This window comes from Bordetella flabilis (assembly GCF_001676725.1).
In the GTDB taxonomy this organism is placed as follows: Bacteria; Pseudomonadota; Gammaproteobacteria; order Burkholderiales; family Burkholderiaceae_B; genus Bordetella_C; species Bordetella_C flabilis.
This window is the reverse complement of sequence record NZ_CP016172.1, coordinates 4,425,061-4,442,463: the sequence shown is the minus strand read 5'-3', so window position 1 is coordinate 4,442,463 and position 17,403 is coordinate 4,425,061. Positions and strand designations below refer to the sequence as shown.

16 protein-coding genes and 1 tRNA gene are annotated in these 17,403 nt (G+C 66.1%); 14 read left to right on the top strand and 3 right to left on the bottom strand.

What is annotated here, in order from left to right; genetic code table 11:
• Window positions 1-61: 61 nt before the first annotated feature.
• Window positions 62-1,360 (bottom strand): phospholipase A, encoded by a 1,299-nt coding sequence (locus BAU07_RS19725; protein WP_066661335.1) that lies wholly within the window; start codon window positions 1,358-1,360, stop codon window positions 62-64.
• Between the two features lie 403 nt (window positions 1,361-1,763).
• On the opposite strand from BAU07_RS19725, the gene BAU07_RS19720 reads away from it, so the two are divergent.
• The 10 genes from BAU07_RS19720 (at window position 1,764) to BAU07_RS19675 (ending at window position 11,298) form a co-directional block, all read left to right on the top strand.
• Window positions 1,764-1,840, top strand: a tRNA-Arg gene (locus BAU07_RS19720).
• Window positions 1,841-1,843: 3 nt separating this feature from the next.
• A complete protein-coding gene (locus BAU07_RS19715; protein WP_066661330.1) occupies window positions 1,844-2,722 on the top strand; it encodes a LysR family transcriptional regulator in 879 nt (292 codons plus the stop codon).
• Between the two features lie 575 nt (window positions 2,723-3,297).
• A complete protein-coding gene (locus BAU07_RS19710) occupies window positions 3,298-4,341 on the top strand; it encodes an ABC transporter substrate-binding protein (protein ID WP_066661327.1) in 1,044 nt (347 codons plus the stop codon).
• 32 nt (window positions 4,342-4,373) lie between these two features.
• Complete coding sequence (locus BAU07_RS19705; protein WP_066661324.1) at window positions 4,374-5,438, top strand: ABC transporter ATP-binding protein; 1,065 nt, start codon at window positions 4,374-4,376, stop codon at window positions 5,436-5,438.
• Window positions 5,439-5,537: 99 nt separating this feature from the next.
• Entirely contained in the window at window positions 5,538-6,395 is an 858-nt protein-coding gene (locus BAU07_RS19700) for an ABC transporter permease (RefSeq protein ID WP_066661322.1), read from the top strand.
• A gap of 57 nt (window positions 6,396-6,452) precedes the next feature.
• Window positions 6,453-7,256, top strand: coding sequence for an ABC transporter permease (locus BAU07_RS19695; protein WP_066661321.1), 804 nt, complete (start codon window positions 6,453-6,455; stop codon window positions 7,254-7,256).
• A complete protein-coding gene (locus BAU07_RS19690) occupies window positions 7,256-8,428 on the top strand; it encodes an NAD(P)/FAD-dependent oxidoreductase (RefSeq protein ID WP_066661320.1) in 1,173 nt (390 codons plus the stop codon). Before BAU07_RS19695 ends, BAU07_RS19690 begins: the two co-directional genes overlap by 1 nt.
• Window positions 8,409-8,717: a (2Fe-2S)-binding protein gene (locus tag BAU07_RS19685; RefSeq protein WP_066661317.1), complete on the top strand. Its 309-nt coding sequence runs from the start codon at window positions 8,409-8,411 to the stop codon at window positions 8,715-8,717. The genes BAU07_RS19690 and BAU07_RS19685 overlap by 20 nt, the downstream gene beginning before the upstream one ends.
• Entirely contained in the window at window positions 8,714-10,165 is a 1,452-nt protein-coding gene (locus BAU07_RS19680; protein ID WP_066661314.1) for an FAD/NAD(P)-dependent oxidoreductase, read from the top strand. The genes BAU07_RS19685 and BAU07_RS19680 overlap by 4 nt, the downstream gene beginning before the upstream one ends.
• Entirely contained in the window at window positions 10,162-11,298 is a 1,137-nt protein-coding gene (locus BAU07_RS19675; RefSeq protein ID WP_066661311.1) for an NAD(P)/FAD-dependent oxidoreductase, read from the top strand. The genes BAU07_RS19680 and BAU07_RS19675 overlap by 4 nt, the downstream gene beginning before the upstream one ends.
• A 156-nt stretch (window positions 11,299-11,454) precedes the next feature.
• Here the strand turns inward: BAU07_RS19675 and BAU07_RS19670 are convergent, their stop codons facing one another.
• Complete coding sequence (locus BAU07_RS19670) at window positions 11,455-11,952, bottom strand: YciE/YciF ferroxidase family protein (RefSeq protein WP_066661308.1); 498 nt, start codon at window positions 11,950-11,952, stop codon at window positions 11,455-11,457.
• Window positions 11,953-12,230: 278 nt separating this feature from the next.
• Between BAU07_RS19670 and BAU07_RS19665 the strand changes: the two genes are divergently transcribed.
• The 4 genes from BAU07_RS19665 to BAU07_RS19650 all read left to right on the top strand — a co-directional run bounded on the left by BAU07_RS19665 (window position 12,231) and on the right by BAU07_RS19650 (window position 15,073).
• A complete protein-coding gene (locus BAU07_RS19665; RefSeq protein ID WP_157122353.1) occupies window positions 12,231-12,767 on the top strand; it encodes a ferritin-like domain-containing protein in 537 nt (178 codons plus the stop codon).
• Window positions 12,768-12,874: 107 nt separating this feature from the next.
• On the top strand, window positions 12,875-13,735 hold the full coding sequence (locus BAU07_RS19660; protein ID WP_066661302.1) for an MBL fold metallo-hydrolase: 861 nt from the start codon (window positions 12,875-12,877) through the stop codon (window positions 13,733-13,735).
• Between the two features lie 90 nt (window positions 13,736-13,825).
• Complete coding sequence (locus tag BAU07_RS19655; RefSeq protein WP_066661300.1) at window positions 13,826-14,716, top strand: manganese catalase family protein; 891 nt, start codon at window positions 13,826-13,828, stop codon at window positions 14,714-14,716.
• 162 nt (window positions 14,717-14,878) lie between these two features.
• Window positions 14,879-15,073 (top strand): CsbD family protein, encoded by a 195-nt coding sequence (locus BAU07_RS19650; RefSeq protein WP_066661292.1) that lies wholly within the window; start codon window positions 14,879-14,881, stop codon window positions 15,071-15,073.
• Window positions 15,074-15,203: 130 nt separating this feature from the next.
• On the opposite strand, the gene glgX is transcribed toward BAU07_RS19650, so the two are convergent.
• On the bottom strand, window positions 15,204-17,396 hold the full coding sequence (gene glgX / locus BAU07_RS19645) for a glycogen debranching protein GlgX (protein ID WP_066661290.1): 2,193 nt from the start codon (window positions 17,394-17,396) through the stop codon (window positions 15,204-15,206).
• Window positions 17,397-17,403 lie beyond the last annotated feature (7 nt).

The following is a 17,403-nucleotide window of genomic DNA, read 5'->3' as shown; positions in this document are numbered from 1 at the left end:
TGGCGCCGCGCCCATTGCCCGCGGGGCGGCGCCGCGCAGGGCCCCACGCCGCACCGTACGTTCAGGGCACCAGCGACAGGCCGATGCCGATCTGCGACTTCTGGCGCTGGTCGTAGCCCAGCAGCGTGTCGCCGTAGCCGTTGAAGTACTGCAGGTGCAGGTAGCCGTTCATGTTCAGGAAGGTGCGCTTGAGCGGCCATGCCAGGTCCAGCTGGGTGGTGCGGCGTGCGCTGTCGCCCTGGCGGTACATGACCGAGGCGATAAGCCCGTTGTCCTGTGCCCAGCGCAAGTGCCAATCGACCCAGCCCGTATAGTCGGTGTAGTTGCGGTTCTCGTCGCCCAGGGCGAAATAGCCCTTGATGCGCGGCGCGAAGGTCAGCGTGCTGCCCCCGTCGAAGCGGTAGTTGACCGCCGGCTGCACGAAAGCGTCGTTCACCGACCTGGAGTCATCCCCCGCCTTGCCATTGGAGGCATGCTCGACGCCGCTGGCCAGCCCGACGCGCCAGTTCTGGTCGGCCGACTGCCACATGTTGTCCGATTGCCAGAACAGGCTGGGATTGAAGGTGGTATCGATGAAGGGCCGCGATTCGCCCTGCAGATCCCACACGGATGTCTGGGTATAGCCCAGGTAAAGATTGTCCAGGAAACCGGGCTCCTTGCCGGCGTCCGGCGTGAAGAGCCGGTATTTGAGGCTGAACTGCAGCTTGGATGTGGTCCGGCCACGGGTGCGGATGTCGATGTAGGTCGGCTCGTATTCCGACAGGCCGCTGCGCAGCCGGTCGAATGCCGGGTTGCCGGAGGCCGTGCCCGCCGGGGTGGCCGCCGCCACGCTGGTGGGCGAGGGGCCGGCGTCGGGCGACGCGCCGATGGCACTGACTTCCTTCGCGGGCAGGGGCTGGCCGGTGCGGGCATCGACGACCGGCACATCGGCGGGCTTGCTGGCGATGGTGCCGGCGGCCGTGGCATCCAGCGCCATCAGCGTCGGCTCGCCTTCGATCGCCACCGCCTGCAGGCCGGTGGCCTGCGCCGGAACGACGGCGCGCCAGGCCATGCGCGCGAAGTTGTTGACCGGAACGTTGAAGTCCAGGACCTCACTCTCGGCACGCGCGACGCTGCGGACGACGTTGCCCGAAGGCGAGCGCCACTGCAGCACGATTTCGCGCGGCGGCTGCCAGCGGCCGCCGGTGTCGCTATCGTTGAAATAAATGGCCTGGACTTCGATGGTGGTGCCGGGTGCGGCACTGGCGCGATCCAGCTTGTAGCTGATGCCGGCGTGGGCCGGGAAGACGGCAGCCGCGGACAATAGGGCGGCGATTCCTCCCAGGCGCACCGGCACGCGCGAGGTTACGGTGCTTGGCATGTTCGTACCTGGTCAATAGGGGACGAGGCACTCTAGCATCGGGACCTTACGCCATTGATACTGTCTGTAATGCGCTTCGCGCCTGTCCCTGGCACGTCTCCTTCAGAAGCGCGCCCGCAGGATCGCGGCGCCGCGGCCGTCCGGGCGGTTTTCGCCACCGTGCTGCGGTACGATTCGTTACCGCGGCGAGAGCTTGCTTTACAGCTATGCAGCGAGGGCGCCACATAGAGGGCGTATCGAAAGGCGAGGCAATGGCCACAGCGCAAAGGCACGCGCTAGGCCCGTGGGCGTGGTGGAAGGCCGGCCGCTCCACTGGCGCCGGGCGCCAGGGTAAAATGCCGCGCCGCAGGGACGTGCGCGCGGCGCAATGCCCCGGCTACCATGCGGTATGGGTTTCTTCAGGCCGCCCTTAGCTCAGTTGGATAGAGCACTCGCCTTCTAAGCGAGCGGTCACACGTTCGAATCGTGTAGGGCGGGCCATTTGTGAACTTCAAGCAAATCGAGACCTTCCGCGCCGTCATGCTGACGCGCTCCATGACGGTGGCGGCGGTCCAGTTGCATACCTCCCAGCCCAACGTCAGCCGCGTAATCTCCCAGCTCGAACGGGAAACCGGCCTGACGCTGTTCCAGCGCACAGGCAGCCGCCTCATCCCCACCATCGAAGGCGAGGCCTTGTTCAAGGAAGTGACGCGGGCTTTCGTGGGCCTGGATACCCTGCGCGAATCGGCTCGTTCGATACGGCAGCTGGGCGCCGGCGCCTTGCGTATCGGCGTGGTGCCGGCCATCGCGATGACCGTGATGGCCCTGGCCATTTCCAAGTTCCGCCGCTATTACGCCGAGGTGCCCATCTCGGTGTACACCAGCGATTCGCGTACGGTCGCCAACTGGACGGCGACGCGATTCTGCGATTTCGGCCTGGTGGCCTACCTGGTCGATGTGCCGGGGATCCGCAGCGCGCGCTGGCGTAACGAGAAGGGCGTGTGCATCGTTCCGGTGGGCCATCGGCTGGCGCGTCGACGCCGCATCGTGGCCAAGGACCTGAACGGCGAGGACTTCATTTCCCTGACCCAGGGCGACGGCACCCGCATCGCGATCGACGCGGCCTTCGACCCGGGCGCGCGGCGGCTGACCATCGAAACGCCCTATGCCGCGACGATCTGCAGCATGGTCGGCATGGGACTGGGCGTCAGTGTCGTGAATCCCCTGGTGGTCCGCAGCCTGCGGCCGCCTGGCATTGTGACGATGCCGTTCGAGCCGGCCATCCCGTTTCCAAGCTACATCCTGCACAACGAGCAGCATGTGGAATCGCCGCAGAGCCAGGTCTTCTTCGAATGCCTGCAGGAAGCGGTGCGGGAGCGCTGACGGCCCGACGGCCGCGGCGCGGCGCCGAGCATATACGGCGCGGCCATCGTGGCACGGGTATATCAATTCTGCATGACCCGCGGGTTTATTCGTATTTGACGGCGGCAAAGGGGCGTTCCCATAATCCTTCGCAAAAGCTCGAACGTCGTGCACGGCGCTGCGCCACATGCCCAGGCTTCACGCTCTCAGGGAAAGCCCGCATGCCGCGCAGTCCGGCATCGAATACATCGAAAGGGGAAACGCCGTGCTGAAGACATATCCATCGTGTCACGTCACCGCACTTGCGGACGCCGCACCCCCTGTTTACCCAGCCGCCCCGCAGCCCGCGCGTCCCCGCGCGCCGGCGGTCCGAAACGCAGTGCCGTCATAAGCGCCCGGCCTCTCGCGACGCGGCTCCGGTCGCGACCCGGGGCGTAAGTGTTTTACACGCCGGCCGCGCGGGCGTGATAGTCGCCGCACCCGGTTCCTGGTCGACACGGCGTGCCCCGGCGCAGCGTGTTTCATGCTTTTCCCTGGCGTTCCGGCCCGGCGGGCGGACGCCGTATTCGCAGTGATTACCTAGACTGGAGTAATCAATGAAAAAGCATACGGTTCACCTTGCCATGCTGGTCGCCGCGGGTTTGATCGCCGCCGTGCCGGCGGCGCAGGCGCAGCAGCGCCTGGTGGTCGCGGGATACGGCGGTTCGTTCGAGGACATCCTGCGGCAGGATCTTTTCCCTGCCTTCGAGAAACAGCACAACGTCAAGATCGACTACGTGGCCGGCAATTCGACCAATACACTGGCGCGGCTGCAGGCGCAGAAAAGCAACCAGGAAATCGACGTGGCCATCGTCGACGACGGTCCGATGTACCAGGCCATCGCACTGGGCTTCTGCAGCCCCATCACCAATCTGCCGGCCGCCGACCTTTATCCGGCTGCCCGCTACAAGGACGACAAGGCGGTCGGCCTGGGCCTGGTGGCGACGGGCATCATGTACAACAAGAAGGCGTTCGAGCAGAAAAAATGGCCGGCGCCGACGTCTTGGGACGATCTCAAGGATCCCAAATACAAGAGTGTGCTGGTCATCCCGCCGCTGAACAACACCTATGGCCTGCACGCATTGGTCCAGTACGCCCGCGCCAACGGCGGCGGCGAAAAGAAAATCGACCCCGGTTTCAAGGTCTTCAAGGACGAGGTCGGTCCCAATGTGCTGGTCTACGAGCCGTCGCCGGGAAAAATGACCGAACTGTTCTCCAGCGGGCAGGCCTTGATCGCCGTATGGGGCAGCGGCCGCGCCAAGGCCTTCGCCGATACGGGATTTCCCGTGGGCTTCGTTTATCCGCGCGAAGGCGCGTACGCCTTGCTGTCCTCCGTCTGTCCCGTGGCCAAACCCAAGCCATCGCCGTTGGCGCAGGCCTTCGTGACCTACCTGCTGTCGCCGGAGGTGCAGACCAAGCTCGGTTCCGCCTATGGCTACGGCCCGGTGAACAAGAAGGCGACCTACACCGAGGATCCCAACGCGGCGGTCCAGCTGCCGGTCGGCAAGGCGGCCCAGGACCTGATCGTGGTGGACTGGGACACGGTCAACCAGAATCGCGACGATTGGAACAAGCGCTGGACCCGTGAAGTCGAGCGCTGAAACGGATACGCGCCGCGCGCGAGGAGATGTCGATGAGCTTTCTCGTCCTGGACGGCCTTACCAAGCATTACGGGGATAGCGTCGCGGTGGGCGGCCTGAGCCTGGAGATCGAGCGTGGCGAATTCGTTTCGCTGCTGGGTCCCTCGGGCTGCGGCAAGACGACCACCCTGCAGATGATCGCCGGCTTTGTCGATCCGACGGCCGGGCGCGTCGTCCTGGACGGGCGCGATCTTGGCCGCACACCGCCGCAGAAGCGGGGCATGGGCATCGTCTTCCAGAACTATGCGCTGTTCCCGCATATGACGGCGGCCCAGAACGTGTCCTTCGGCCTGGAAATGCAGGGGGTCGGCAAGCGCGAGCGCGCCGACCGCGTGGCCGAGACGCTGAAGCTCGTGGGCCTGGCGCACCTGGCGGACCGCTACCCGGCCCGCATGTCCGGCGGACAGCAGCAGCGCGTGGCGCTGGCGCGCGCGCTGGTGATCCGTCCGCACCTGCTGCTGCTGGACGAACCGCTGTCCAACCTTGACGCCAAGTTGCGCGAGGACATGCAGATCGAACTTCGCAGCATCCAGCGCACGGTGGGCACGACCACGATCCTAGTCACGCACGACCAATCGGAAGCCTTGGCGCTGTCGGATCGCGTCGTGGTCATGAACCAGGGGCGCGCGGAACAGGTGGCCCCGCCTTTCGCCGCCTACGAAAGGCCGCAGACCTCTTTTGTCGGCGGTTTCCTCGGCAAGGCCAATGTGTTCCATCCGCAGGCGGTGGACGTCGATGGCGTTCCCCACCTGCGCGTGGGCCAGGCCTGTATCGCGCTGGACGGCCAGGCCGTCCCGGGCACGGGCGCGGCCATTGTGCGCCCGGAAAAACTGCGGTTCAGCGAACCGGGTCCAGGCGCGCTGCCCGGGCGCATGAAGACGCGCATCTTCCAGGGCAACCACTGGCTGTGCCAGGTGGAGACGGAAGTCGGCGACGTGCTGGTGATCCGCCAGAACGATGGGGTGGCCGTGCCGGCCGAAGGCGAGCCGGTACATCTGTCGTGGCGCGCCGCCGATATGCGCGTGGTCCAGGCGCCGCCGGCGCCGGCCGCCCTGTGAGCGCGCCGCCATGGCCGCATGCCGCGATCGCCGCACGCCACCATCGTCTTGCGAGACTCCGCCGATGACCGCACGCCACCATCGCGCAAGGATCTGCCCATGAGCGCCCGCGCCACGCCCTGGCTGCTCAGCGCGCCCGCGCTGCTGCTTTACGGCCTGTTCCTGGTAACGCCGCTGCTGCTGGTGTTGCTGATCAGCTTCTACAACTTCGACTTCTATGGCGGCATCGATGCTTCGTTCACCGCCAAGAACTATATCGATATCTTCACCGACGGCTATTACTACGAGATCTACGCCCGTACCTTCGGCGTATCGGTGCTGGTCACGCTGGCCTGTGCGGTGCTGGGCTCGGCGGAAGCCTACGTGCTGTCGCGCATGCGCAATCCCTGGAAGGGCCTGTTCCTGATGGTGGTGCTGGGGCCGTTGCTGGTCTCGGTGGTCGTGCGTACGCTGGGCTGGGCGCTGCTGTTCGGCTCGACCGGCCTGATCAGCCAGTTCCTGCAGGCACTGGGCCTGAGCGATGCCCCGGTCAGCCTGATGTACACCAACCTGGGCGTCGGCATCGCGCTGACGCACGTGCTGGTGCCCTTCATGGTCATCTCGGTATGGGCGTCGCTGCAGCGTATCAACCCGGCCACCGAGGCTGCCGCCTTGTCCCTGGGCGCGCATCCCTTCACCGTGGTCCGGCGGATCATCGTGCCCCAGGCCATGCCGGGCATTCTCTCCGGAGCCATCATGGTGTTCGCCCTGTCGGTCAGCGCCTTCGCCACGCCGGCCATCGTGGGCGGCCGGCGGCTCAAGACGGTGGCCACCGCCGCGTACGACGAGTTTCTCAACACCCTGGACTGGCCGCTGGGCGCCGCGCTGGCCGCGGTGCTGCTGCTGGCCACCGTGGTGGCGCTGATCGCCGCCAACCGCCTGATCGAGCGCCGCTACGGCGCCGTCTTCGAGGCATGACGCGGAGGCTTGCACCATGGATTCCACCACGACGATCCGGCAGGGGAGGATGCAGCCATGACACCACGCAGCAACGGCGTTTTCGGGCTGGTTTTCCACACCTTGTTCATCCTGTTCATCCTCGCGCCGCTGCTGATGGTGTGCGCGGTGGCGTTCACGTCCGAGGGCTTCATCTCGCTGCCGACGTCGGGCCTTTCGCTGCGCTGGTTCCGGGCCATCCTGGACAACCCCCGCTTCATCGACGCCTTCTGGTTCAGCCTGGGGCTGGGGGCCCTGTCCGCCACGATCGCCATCGTGCTGGCGGTACCCGGGGCGCTGGCGCTGGCGCGTCACCGCTTTCGCGGCCGCGAGGCCGTCATGGCGTTCTTCCTTTCGCCGCTGATGATTCCGCACGTGGTGCTGGGCCTGGCTTTCCTGAAGTACTACACGTCCATCGGACTGGTCGGCAGCTATGCCGGCCTGGCGATCGCCCACACGGTGCTGATCCTGCCCTATGCCTTGCGCCTGGTGCTGGCCTCGGCCACGGGCCTGGATCCCTCGTTGGAGCGTGCCGCGCTGTCGCTGGGCGCTACGCCGCTCCGCACCTTTCGCCGCATCGTGCTGCCGCTGATCCTGCCCGGCGTGGTCAGCGGCTGGGTGATCGCCTTCATCACCAGTTTCGACGAACTGACGATGTCGATCTTTATTGCATCGCCGTCGACGACCACGCTGCCCGTGCGGATCTTCCTGCATATCGAGGACACCATCGATCCGCTGGTGACGGCTGTCTCCGCGGTGCTGATCTACATGACCGCCATCGCGGTCGTCATCCTGGACCGCCTGGTCGGCCTGGAAAAGTTATTTGTCGGTAAGGGACGCTGATGAACGAGAACTCCGCAACATTGTCGTCGGCGCATGTCCGCCCGCGCCGGCACCAGGGCGTCCATGACGTGGTGGTGGTGGGCGGCGGCCTGGTGGGGTCGGCCATCGCCTACGGCCTGGCGCAAGCGCTTCCCCATGTCGCGGTGCTGGACGAAGGCGACATCGCCTACCGCGCTTCGCGCGGGAATTTCGGCCTGGTGTGGGTGCAGAGCAAAGGCATGGGGATGCCGGCCTATGGCCACTGGACCATGGCTTCGCAGGGGCTGTGGCAGCGACTGGCCGACGCGCTGCGCGACGAGACCGGCGTCGACGTGCGCCTGGAACAGCGCGGCGGCCTGCACGTGGTTCTGAGCGACGAGGAATACGAAGCGCGCGAGGCATTCATGACGCGCCTGCAATCGCAGCCGGGCATGGCGCAGTATCCCTGGAAGATGCTGGACCGCCAGGCGGTCGCCGACCTGGTGCCGGGCCTGGGGCCGGAGGTGCGCGGCGCCTCGTGGACCCCGGTGGACGGCATTGCGAACCCGCTCAAGCTGCTGCGCGCCCTGCATACGGCCTTCGACCGCCGCGGCGTGGATTACCTGCCGCATCATCCGGCGCAACAGGTGACGTTCAGGAACGGCGTGTTCGAGGTCGCCACGCCGCACGGCATCGTGCGCGGCGCCAAGCTGCTGCTGGCCTCCGGCCTGGGCAACAAGGTCCTGGGCGCGCAGGTCGGCCTGGACATTCCCGTGCGTCCGCAGCGCGGGCAGATCATCGCCCTGGAGCGCACGCGCCGCATCCTGGAAACCCCGCTGGTCAGCCTGCGGCAGATGGATGAAGGCACCTGGCTGATCGGCGACTCCCAGGAAGAGATGGGCTATGAAGACCGCACGACCGGACTGCCCGTGCTGGCGACGCTGGCCGACCGCGCGGTACGCACCCTGCCGGCCTTGCGCGACGTGCGCGCGGTGCGCGCCTGGGCGGCCCTGCGGGTGATGTCGGCGGATGGCTTCCCGATCTATGAACAATCCGCCACGCATCCAGGCGCCTTCGTCGCGACCTGCCACAGCGGCGTGACCCTGGCCGCCGCGCACGCCTATCGCTATGCGCCCATGGTCGCCGCCGGTGTGCTCGATGAAGGCATGTCCAGTTTTTCCACTCGGAGGTTCCATGTTCAAAAGGCTGCATGAGGCGGATGAGGCCCTGGGCCAGGCGCCCGTGGCGATACGGCTGGATGGCGCCGAGGTCGCCTGCCGCGCGAGCGACACGGTCGCGGCGGCGTTGCTGGCCCATGGCTGGGACGCCTGCCGCGATACCGCCGTGGGCGGCGTGCCGCGCGGTCCCTATTGCATGATGGGCGTGTGCTACGACTGCCTCGTCACCATAGACGGCCGGCCCAACCAGCAGGCGTGCATGACACTGGTGCGGGCGGGGATGAGGGTGGAGCGCCAGGCTGGCGCACGCAAGGTGATCGAATGACGACGACGCTACGCACATGCGACCTGCTGGTGGTGGGCGCTGGGCCGGCCGGCCTGGCGGCGGCGACCGAAGCCGCCCGCCTGGGTGTCGGCACGCTGCTCCTGGACGAGCAGGCCGCCCCGGGCGGCCAGATTTACCGTGCCATTACGACGACACCGCTCAAGGACCGTCGGGTCCTGGGCGAGGACTACTGGCACGGCGCCAGCCTGGTGGCTCCTTTTGCGCAGTCCGGCGCCGTTTACGAGCCGGGCGCCACGGTGTGGGCCGTCGCGCGGCACACGGCGCCCGCGCAGGCCGAAGGATTCGAGGTCGCGTATTCCGTGGGGGGCGAGGCGCGGCTGGCTCATGCGCGGCACATTCTGCTGGCCACGGGGGCGCAGGAGCGCCCCTTTCCGATTCCCGGATGGACGCTGCCGGGCGTCATGACGGCGGGGGCCGCGCAGATCCTGCTCAAGCAATCCGGCATGGCGCCGGATAGCCGGGCCGTGCTGGCCGGCTGCGGCCCGCTGCTGTACCTGATCGCGTGGCAGTACCTGAACGCCGGCGTAAAGCTGCACGCCTTGCTCGATACCACGCCGGCCGGGCGTAGTGTCCAGGCGCTGCCACATGCCTGGGATTTCCTGCGCTCGCCGTATCTCGCCAAGGGCCTGAAGCTGCTGCGGGCCGTCAGGGCCCACGTCCCGGTACAACGGCATGTGGCCTCGCTCGAAGCGCTCGGCGAAAACGGCCGGCTCGCGGCCGTGCGCTTCCGGGCGGGCGCAGGCGCGCCCCAGACCATGGCGGCGGACCATTTGCTGCTGCACCAGGGCGTTGTGCCGAATATCAATCTGTCCAACGCCGTCGGGATCAAGCACGCCTGGAATGACGCGCTGGCGTGCTGGGAACCCATGGTGGACGCCTGGGGCGCCACCGATGTCGCGGGAATCGGCATCGCGGGCGATGGCGCGGGGATCGCCGGCGCGCGCGCCGCCGAACACCGTGGCCGCCTGGCCGCCCTGCAGGCCGCGCTCGTGCTGGGCCGCATCGACGCCGCGCGGCGCGACCGCGAGGCCCGTCCGGCGCGCCAGGCCCTGGAACGCGCTACCCGGGGTCGCGCCTTCTTCGACACGTTGTACCGGCCCGCGGACGCCTATCGCCGCCCAAGCGGCGATACCATCGTGTGCCGCTGCGAGGAAGTCACGGCCGCGCAGGTGTGCGACGCCGTCAAGCTGGGCGTGCAGGGACCCAACCAGTTGAAGTCCTTCCTGCGCTGTGGCATGGGGCCTTGCCAGGGCCGATTCTGCGGGCTCACGGTGACGGAGCTGATCGCCGGCGAACGGGCGGTGCCGCCGGCGGAGGTCGGCTACTACCGCCTGCGTTTTCCGATCAAGCCCCTGACGCTGGGCGAACTGGCTTCGTTGCCGCAGACGGATGAGGGCCGGCAGGCGGTCATCCGCTTCAAGAAATGAACCGGGGGGCCATCTCCGCCGAAGTGATCGTCATCGGCGGCGGCCTGCACGGCAGTTCGGCGGCCCTGCATCTGGCGCGCGCGGGTGTCGATACGCTGGTGCTGGAAAAGAACTACATCGGCCGCCACGCATCCGGCGTGAATGCCGGCGGCGTGCGCACCTTGTCGCGCCATCCGGCGGAGATTCCGCTGGCCTTGGCGTCGCGCGACATGTGGTACCGCATCGGCGATCTGGTCGACGACGACTGCGGCTTCGAGCAGCACGGGCAAATCCGCGTCGCGGAGACGGACGCGGATGTGGCGGACGCCCGGGAGCGGCTGGCCCTGCTGGCGGGGCTCGGCTATTCGCACGAAGCCTGGATCGACGCCGACGCATTGCGCGCGCGCATACCGCGTATCGTGCCGACCATCCGTGGCGGTGTGATCGCCAGCGGTGACGGCGCCGCCGATCCCTATCGCACTACCTTCGCGTTCCGCCGCAAGGCGGCGCGCCTGGGCGCGCGCTTCGAAGAAGGGGTGCGGGTAAACCAGGTGGAGCAGGTGGGCGCCCGTTGGCGCGTCGACACCGACGCGGGCGTGCGCGAGGCCCGCGCCGTCGTCAATTGTGCGGGCGCCTGGGCCGACCGCATCGCCGCGCAATGGGGGGAAGCCGTGCCGCTGGTTCCGATCGCGCCCATGATGCTGGTGACGACGCGCATGGAGCACTTCCTGGATCCGGTGGTGTTGTGCCAAGGCCGTCCGCTGTCGTTCAAGCAGCGCGCCAACGGCACGGTGCTGATCGGTGGCGGCCGCCGCGCCTGGGTGGACCGCGACGCCGAATGGACGGAGTTGGACTTCCGCTCGCTGGGCGCCGGCGCCCGCACCGTCTGCGATCTTTTCCCCCACATGCGGGACGCCATCGTCAGCCGCGGGTGGGCGGGCATCGAGGCCGCCATGCCTGACGAGCTGCCCGTCATTGGCCCCAGCGTCCGGCGGGAATCGGCCTTCCACGCTTTCGGCTTCTCCGCGCATGGGTTCGAACTCGGACCTGTCGTGGGAAAAATCACCGCCGACCTGATCACGAAGGGCCGCACGGAGCTTCCCATCCTGCCGTTTTCGATTAAACGATTCGTGGCCCGCGCTGATTCGGCCTGAGGCCCGATTTCTTGCCTGGCATGCGGACAAGCGGGCAGGCGGCGAAGATGGCTCCGGGTCCGGCACCCCGCAAAGCCGCGAAGCGCGGGTAGCACAGGCATGAAAAAGGAGCTCCGCGTGGAGCCCCTTTCTATATACGCAGCGGCGTGAACGGCCTTACTTCTGGGTTGCCGCGGCGGCCTTGTTCAGCGATTCGGCCAGCATGGTCAGCTTCTCGTCGGTCGCTTTTTCTTCCTGCAGCGTTTCCCCGAGCAACTTCTGGGCTTCCGTCTCGCCAAGCTGCTTGGCAAAGGTGGCCAGCGTGCCGTAGCTGGCGATCTCGTAGTGCTCCACCTTCTGCGCCGCGCCGATCAGGGCGGCATCGAGCACCGGGCCCTTGCCGATTTCTTCAATCACTTCCTTGCCTTCCTCCACCAGGCCTTCCATGGCGGCGCATTTGATGCGCTTGAGCCGCAGGCCCATGAGTTCCACGATCTGGTCGATACGTTCGACTTGGCCGAGCGTTTCCTCCAGGTGTGTCTTGAAGGCAGCCGCCAGATCGGGGTTGCTGGCAGCGCGCGCAAGCTTGGGCAGTGCCTTGGTCAGCTGCTTTTCCGCACTGTAAATATCGGATAGTTCGTGCAGGAAAAGGTCTTGGATGGTTTTCTCGGCCATGGGTGTGCTCCTGTGCTGGGTTGAATAGTCATGCGGCGCTTTCGCCGCGCCTTGCGCACCGTAAGCAACCGGCATGCCCGCTTCCCCGGCGCATACGCTGCACCTGTCTCGAACTCCGATGAGCAAGAGTGGCGCGCGGTGCAATTAATGCGAGAGCGGGCGCGTCCCGCGGTCGCCCCGCGCCCGGCACGGAACCTGCATCGGAGGCGTGCCACGGGATGGTGCCGGACCTGCCGTCCCCCTGGCGCTAACGCGCCGATACAGCAACGGAGATGGCTATGGAAGCAAGCAGCACGACTATGGACCGCGAGGTCATGGAGTCGCACTACATGGACTGGTTGCGGGACGCCCACGCCATGGAGCAGCAGGCGGAGAGCATGTTGACAGCGATGGCCGCGCGCATCGAAAACTATCCTGATCTCAAGAGGCGGATCGAACAGCACATTGATGAAACGCGCGAGCAGGCGCGGCTTATCGCCGAGTGCATCCAGCGTCGCGGTGGCGACACCTCGATGATCAAGGATCTGACGGGCAAGGCGATGGCGGGCATGCAGGGCATGGCGAACATGTTCGCCAGTGACGAGATCGTCAAGGGCGGCATGCTGAGCTATGCATTCGAGCATTTCGAGATTGCCTCGTACTCCAACCTGATCGAGGCGGCGCGCATGGTGGGCGACCGCGAAACCTTGGCGATATGCGAACGCATCCTGCCGCAGGAGCAGGCGATGGCCGACTATCTGCAGCACAACATGGCAGGCGTGTCGCGGCGCTTTCTGGAGCTGGCGCAACAGCCCGGCGCCAAGGCCAAGGTATAAGCGGGGGCATGCGGCCGCGGCTAGGCCACAAGCCCGCGCCAGCGGCCGGTGGAGACGGCGGCACGACGCTTGCGCGGGCGTTTTTCCCCGTCTCCGCCGCCGTCGCAATGCGCCTCCATCATCTGAATTGCATCTCTTCCTGTCCCATCGGCGGTCACCTGATGGACGGGCGGGCGGGTTGCCTGTTCTGCCGTGGCAGCCTGTGCTGCCATTGCATCCTCGCGGAAACGCCGCGCGACGGCCTGGTCCTCGTCGACACCGGATTCGGCTTGCGCGATGTACGGGATCCGCGCAGCCGCCTGAGCGCGTTCTTCCTGGCTTTGCTGAAACCGGATTTCAAGGAGTCGATGACGGCGGTCCGCCAGATAGAAGCCCTGGGCTACAAGGCGTCGGACGTGCGGCACATCGCGCTGACTCACCTCGACTTCGACCATGCGGGCGGCCTTGACGACTTCCCCAACGCCACCGTGCACCTGATGCGGCGCGAGCGTGAGTCGGCGGCCCTGCAAGCCACCTGGATGGACCGGCAGCGCTACCGGCCCCAGCAGTGGTCGTCGCTGCGCCGTTGGAAGACCTATCTGCCCGGCGATGGCGACGCCTGGTTCGGCTTTCGGGGCGTGCGCCTGCTGGAGGGGGTGCACGCGGATATCGCGATGGTGCCGCTGCACGGCCACACGCATGGGCACGCCGGCGTCGCGCTGCTGGATGACCCCAAGTGGCTTCTGCAGGCCGGCGACGCCTACTTCTATCACGGCGAACTGAATCTGGAGCGTCCGCACTGCACGCCGGGGCTGCGCTTCTACCAATGGATGATGGAGAAGGAAAGGCGCGCGCGCCTGGAGAACCAGGCGCGGCTGCGCAAGTTGAAACACGAGCGCGCAGCGGAAGTCGATATCTGCTGCAGCCACGATCCGCAGGAATTCGATGCGTTGGTCGCGCGCGCCGAGTCGGCGCACGCGATGGTGTGACAAGGCGCACGAGTCAGGTACAGCGATTGCGGAATACCGCGCCAGTCGCGCGCAATTGGCGCGCGGCAGCGCCGTCTCACTGGAGGGCTTATGTTTGCTCACAACAAACGACTGCAATACACGGTACGCGTCCAGGAAACCAATCCTGGTCTCGCGAACCTGCTTTTGGAACAGTTCGGCGGACCACAGGGAGAGCTGGCTGCCGCCATGCGTTATTTCACGCAAGCGATCGCCGAAGATGATCCGGGCCGCAAGGACATGCTCATCGACATCGCGACCGAGGAGCTGAGCCACCTCGAGGTAATCGGGACCCTGGTCGCGATGTTGAACAAGGGAGCCAAGGGTCGGCTGGCGGAAGCCGTGGATAGCGAGGCCGAGCTGTATCGCGCCGTGAACGGGCCGGGGAACGACTCTCACGTCACGCAGGTGCTGTATGGCGGTGGACCGGCGCTGATCAATTCCGGAGGCCAGCTCTGGACTGCCGGCTATATCGATTCCATCGGCGATCCGGCCTGTGACCTGCGCTCCAATATCGCCGCCGAGGCCCGGGCCAAGATCATCTATGAGCGTCTCATCAACGTGACCGATGATCCCGGCGTGAAGGAGGCCCTGGGTTTTCTCATGACGCGCGAAGTGGCGCACCAGCAGTCCTTCGAGAAGGCCCTGTACTCCATGGTGCCCAATTTCCCGCCCGGAAAGCTGCCCGGGGATCCACGCTTCGCCAACACCTACTTCAATATGTCGCAGGGCGAGGGCGATACCCGTGGCCCCTGGAACAGCGACGAGAACTTCGAGTTCGTTTCGGATCGCGAGGAGCAGTGCGCGGTCGACGGCGGCGATGGATTGGCCATGGTGAACCTGAGCGGGGAAGAAACGCAGGCCATGCAGGCTTTGGTCTCGCGTACCGCTTCGGACCCTCAGTCCAACCCCGAAACGGGAGCGGACCTGGGCGCAGGGGTTTCCACGACCGGCAAGATTTAACCGCCGGCGCGGCGGACAATCAACGTTGTCCTCTCGCAGGAAGGGCAGGTCGGCATGCCGGCCTGCCCTTTCTTTTTGCCGCGCGGCCGAGCCCAGCCAGGCATGCCCCTTGCGATAGGTAGAGCACGCGCCGGTGTCGGCGTTTCATTAAGGAGCTGATATATGAACAAGGACCAAGTTAAGGGCGTAGGCGAACAGGTCAAGGGCAAGGTCAACGAGACCGTCGGCAAGGTCACCGGCAACAAATCCCAGGAGCTCAAGGGCGATGTCCAGCAGGGCGTGGGCAAGGTGCAGAAGGCACATGGCGACGCCAAGGAAGACGTCAAGGATGAGCTGGACCGGACCAACCGTCCCTAAGCGCTACGTGTGCGCGCTGTCCCTGCGGGGACTGGCCTGATGACCGCCGCCCCGGTATCGCCGGGGCGGCGTCTTTTTCGGCGCAGTAAAGACCGGCCGGCAGCAGGCCCGCGGCGGCCGGCTGCCGGCATCACGCGCCGTGCGGTGGCTGCTCATCCCGGAGCGCCTCTTCCAGCGTGTCCAGCACCCGTTTGGTCTGGCCTCTTGCCTGCATAGAAAACAGCAACAGCGAGCGCCCTGTCACCTGGTAAACGTCGCCCGACTCGAAGCTGGGGAGTTCGGTGCGCACAGGCGCGTTGGTGTCGATCAGGCAGGTCCACTGGTCGCTGCCCGGGATATCCGGAAGGGTGAAATCGACGACGTCGTGGTACGCGTTGAACACCAGCAGCAACGTCGCGTCGGAAGCCGGCCTGCGGATACCCGTGGCACGGGCACGGCCGTCTATTACCAGTCCGAAGCAGTGCATGCCGGGATCCGACCATTGATCGTCGCCGATTTCCACACCAGCCGGACTGAGCCAGCGAACGTCGTTGACCCCTAGTTTCTCGTCATAGTCCCCGGTCAGGAAGCGGCCGCGCCGCAGTACCGGCAGGGTGTGGCGCAGCGTGGTGAGCTTGCGCACGAAATCGATCAGCGCACGGCCGTCGTCATCGATCTCCCAATCGACCCAGCTGATGTCGTTGTCCTGGCAGTAGGCGTTGTTGTTGCCGCCCTGGGTCCGGCCGAACTCGTCGCCGGCCAGTATCATGGGCGTTCCTTGCGAGAACAGCAGGGTCGCCAGCATGTTGCGCTTCTGCCGTTCGCGCAGGGCGCGGATCTCGGCGTCGTCCGTTGGTCCCTCCGCCCCGCAATTCCAGGAGCGGTTGTCGGAATGGCCGTCGCGGTTGTCCTCGCCGTTGGCGTCGTTGTGCTTGTCGTTGTAAGAGACCAGATCGTTCAATGTGAAGCCGTCGTGGGCGGTAATGAAATTGACGCTGGCCCAGGGACGCCTTCCGCCATGATTGAACATGTCGCCCGAAGCCGTAATGCGCGCCGCGAGGTCGGCCGCCACGCCTTCCTCGGCCTTCCAGAACGCGCGCACGGTATCGCGGAAGCGGTCGTTCCACTCCGCCCACCCTGGTGGAAATCCCCCCACCTGGTAGCCGCCCGGTCCGCAGTCCCATGGTTCGGCAATCAGCTTGACGCTGCTCAGGATGGGATCCTGGCGGCAGGCCTTGAGAAAGCCGCTGCCATAGTCGAAGCCGCCCGGTTCGCGGCCGAGGATCGTGGCAAGGTCGAAGCGGAAGCCGTCCACATTCATTTCCGTGACCCAGTAGCGCAAGCTGTCCATGACCATCTGCAGGACACGGGGATGCGACAGGTTCAACGTGTTGCCGGTGCCGGTGTCGTTGATGTAGTAGCGCTTATTGTCGGGCAGCAGGCGATAGTACGAGGCATTGTCGATGCCGCGGAACGATAGCGTCGGTCCCAGCTCGCTGCCTTCGGCCGTGTGGTTGTAGACCACGTCCAGGATGATCTCCAGCTCGGCCTCGTGGAAGCGGTCGATCATCTGCTTGAGTTCATTGATGGCGCCCGGGCCTTGCGCGAAGTAGCGCGGGTCGGGCGCGAAGAAACCGATGGTGTTATAGCCCCAGTAGTTGGTCAGCCCGTTGTCGAGCAGATGGCTGTCATTGACGAAGGCATGGATCGGAAGCAGTTCCACCGAAGTGATGCCCAGGCCCTTGATATGGTCGATGACGGCCTGCTGGCCCAGACCTTCGAAAGTGCCGCGCAGCGCCTCCGGGACTGCCGGATGGCGTTTGGTATAGCCGCGCACATGGGTCTCGTAGAAGATGGTGCGTTCCCAGGGGACTCGCACGCGCGTCGGGTGCACCCAACTGAAGCGTTGATCCACGACCTGGCATTTCGGCATGAACGGCGCGCTGTCGCGCTCGTCCACGCCCAGGTCGGCGTCTTCGCTGCCCAGCGTATAGCCAAAAACGGCGGGGTCCCACTTGAGTTCGCCGACATAGGCCTTTGCATAGGGGTCGAGCAACAGCTTGTTGGGGTTGAAGCGATGTCCGTTCTCGGGATCCCAAGGGCCATGGACGCGGTAGCCGTAGACCGTGCCAGGCTTCAGGTCGGCGACGTGCACGTGCCACACTTCGTCGGTGTACTCCGGCAGTTCGATGCATTCGATCTGCTTTTCGCCCTTTTCATCGAACAGGCACAGTTCGACACGCGTGGCATGCGCGGAAAAGAGCGCGAAATTGACGCCGTTTCCGTCCCAGGTGGCGCCCAGGGGAAAAGGCAGACCCTCTGAAATGCGGGGGTGTTCGGTCATAATAGGC

Excerpts from the sequence above, each read along its gene's own strand:
- BAU07_RS19725 (WP_066661335.1), bottom strand. The coding sequence starts at position 1,360 with ATGCCAAGCACCGTAACCTCGCGCGTGCCGGTGCGCCTGGGAGGAATC.
- BAU07_RS19710 (WP_066661327.1), top strand. The coding sequence starts at position 3,298 with ATGAAAAAGCATACGGTTCACCTTGCCATGCTGGTCGCCGCGGGTTTG.
- BAU07_RS19705 (WP_066661324.1), top strand. The coding sequence starts at position 4,374 with ATGAGCTTTCTCGTCCTGGACGGCCTTACCAAGCATTACGGGGATAGC.
- BAU07_RS19700 (WP_066661322.1), top strand. The coding sequence starts at position 5,538 with ATGAGCGCCCGCGCCACGCCCTGGCTGCTCAGCGCGCCCGCGCTGCTG.
- BAU07_RS19695 (WP_066661321.1), top strand. The coding sequence starts at position 6,453 with ATGACACCACGCAGCAACGGCGTTTTCGGGCTGGTTTTCCACACCTTG.
- BAU07_RS19690 (WP_066661320.1), top strand. The coding sequence starts at position 7,256 with ATGAACGAGAACTCCGCAACATTGTCGTCGGCGCATGTCCGCCCGCGC.
- BAU07_RS19685 (WP_066661317.1), top strand. The coding sequence starts at position 8,409 with ATGTTCAAAAGGCTGCATGAGGCGGATGAGGCCCTGGGCCAGGCGCCC.
- BAU07_RS19680 (WP_066661314.1), top strand. The coding sequence starts at position 8,714 with ATGACGACGACGCTACGCACATGCGACCTGCTGGTGGTGGGCGCTGGG.
- BAU07_RS19675 (WP_066661311.1), top strand. The coding sequence starts at position 10,162 with ATGAACCGGGGGGCCATCTCCGCCGAAGTGATCGTCATCGGCGGCGGC.
- BAU07_RS19670 (WP_066661308.1), bottom strand. The coding sequence starts at position 11,952 with ATGGCCGAGAAAACCATCCAAGACCTTTTCCTGCACGAACTATCCGAT.
- BAU07_RS19665 (WP_157122353.1), top strand. The coding sequence starts at position 12,231 with ATGGAAGCAAGCAGCACGACTATGGACCGCGAGGTCATGGAGTCGCAC.
- BAU07_RS19660 (WP_066661302.1), top strand. The coding sequence starts at position 12,875 with ATGCGCCTCCATCATCTGAATTGCATCTCTTCCTGTCCCATCGGCGGT.
- BAU07_RS19655 (WP_066661300.1), top strand. The coding sequence starts at position 13,826 with ATGTTTGCTCACAACAAACGACTGCAATACACGGTACGCGTCCAGGAA.
- BAU07_RS19650 (WP_066661292.1), top strand. The coding sequence starts at position 14,879 with ATGAACAAGGACCAAGTTAAGGGCGTAGGCGAACAGGTCAAGGGCAAG.
- glgX (WP_066661290.1), bottom strand. The coding sequence starts at position 17,396 with ATGACCGAACACCCCCGCATTTCAGAGGGTCTGCCTTTTCCCCTGGGC.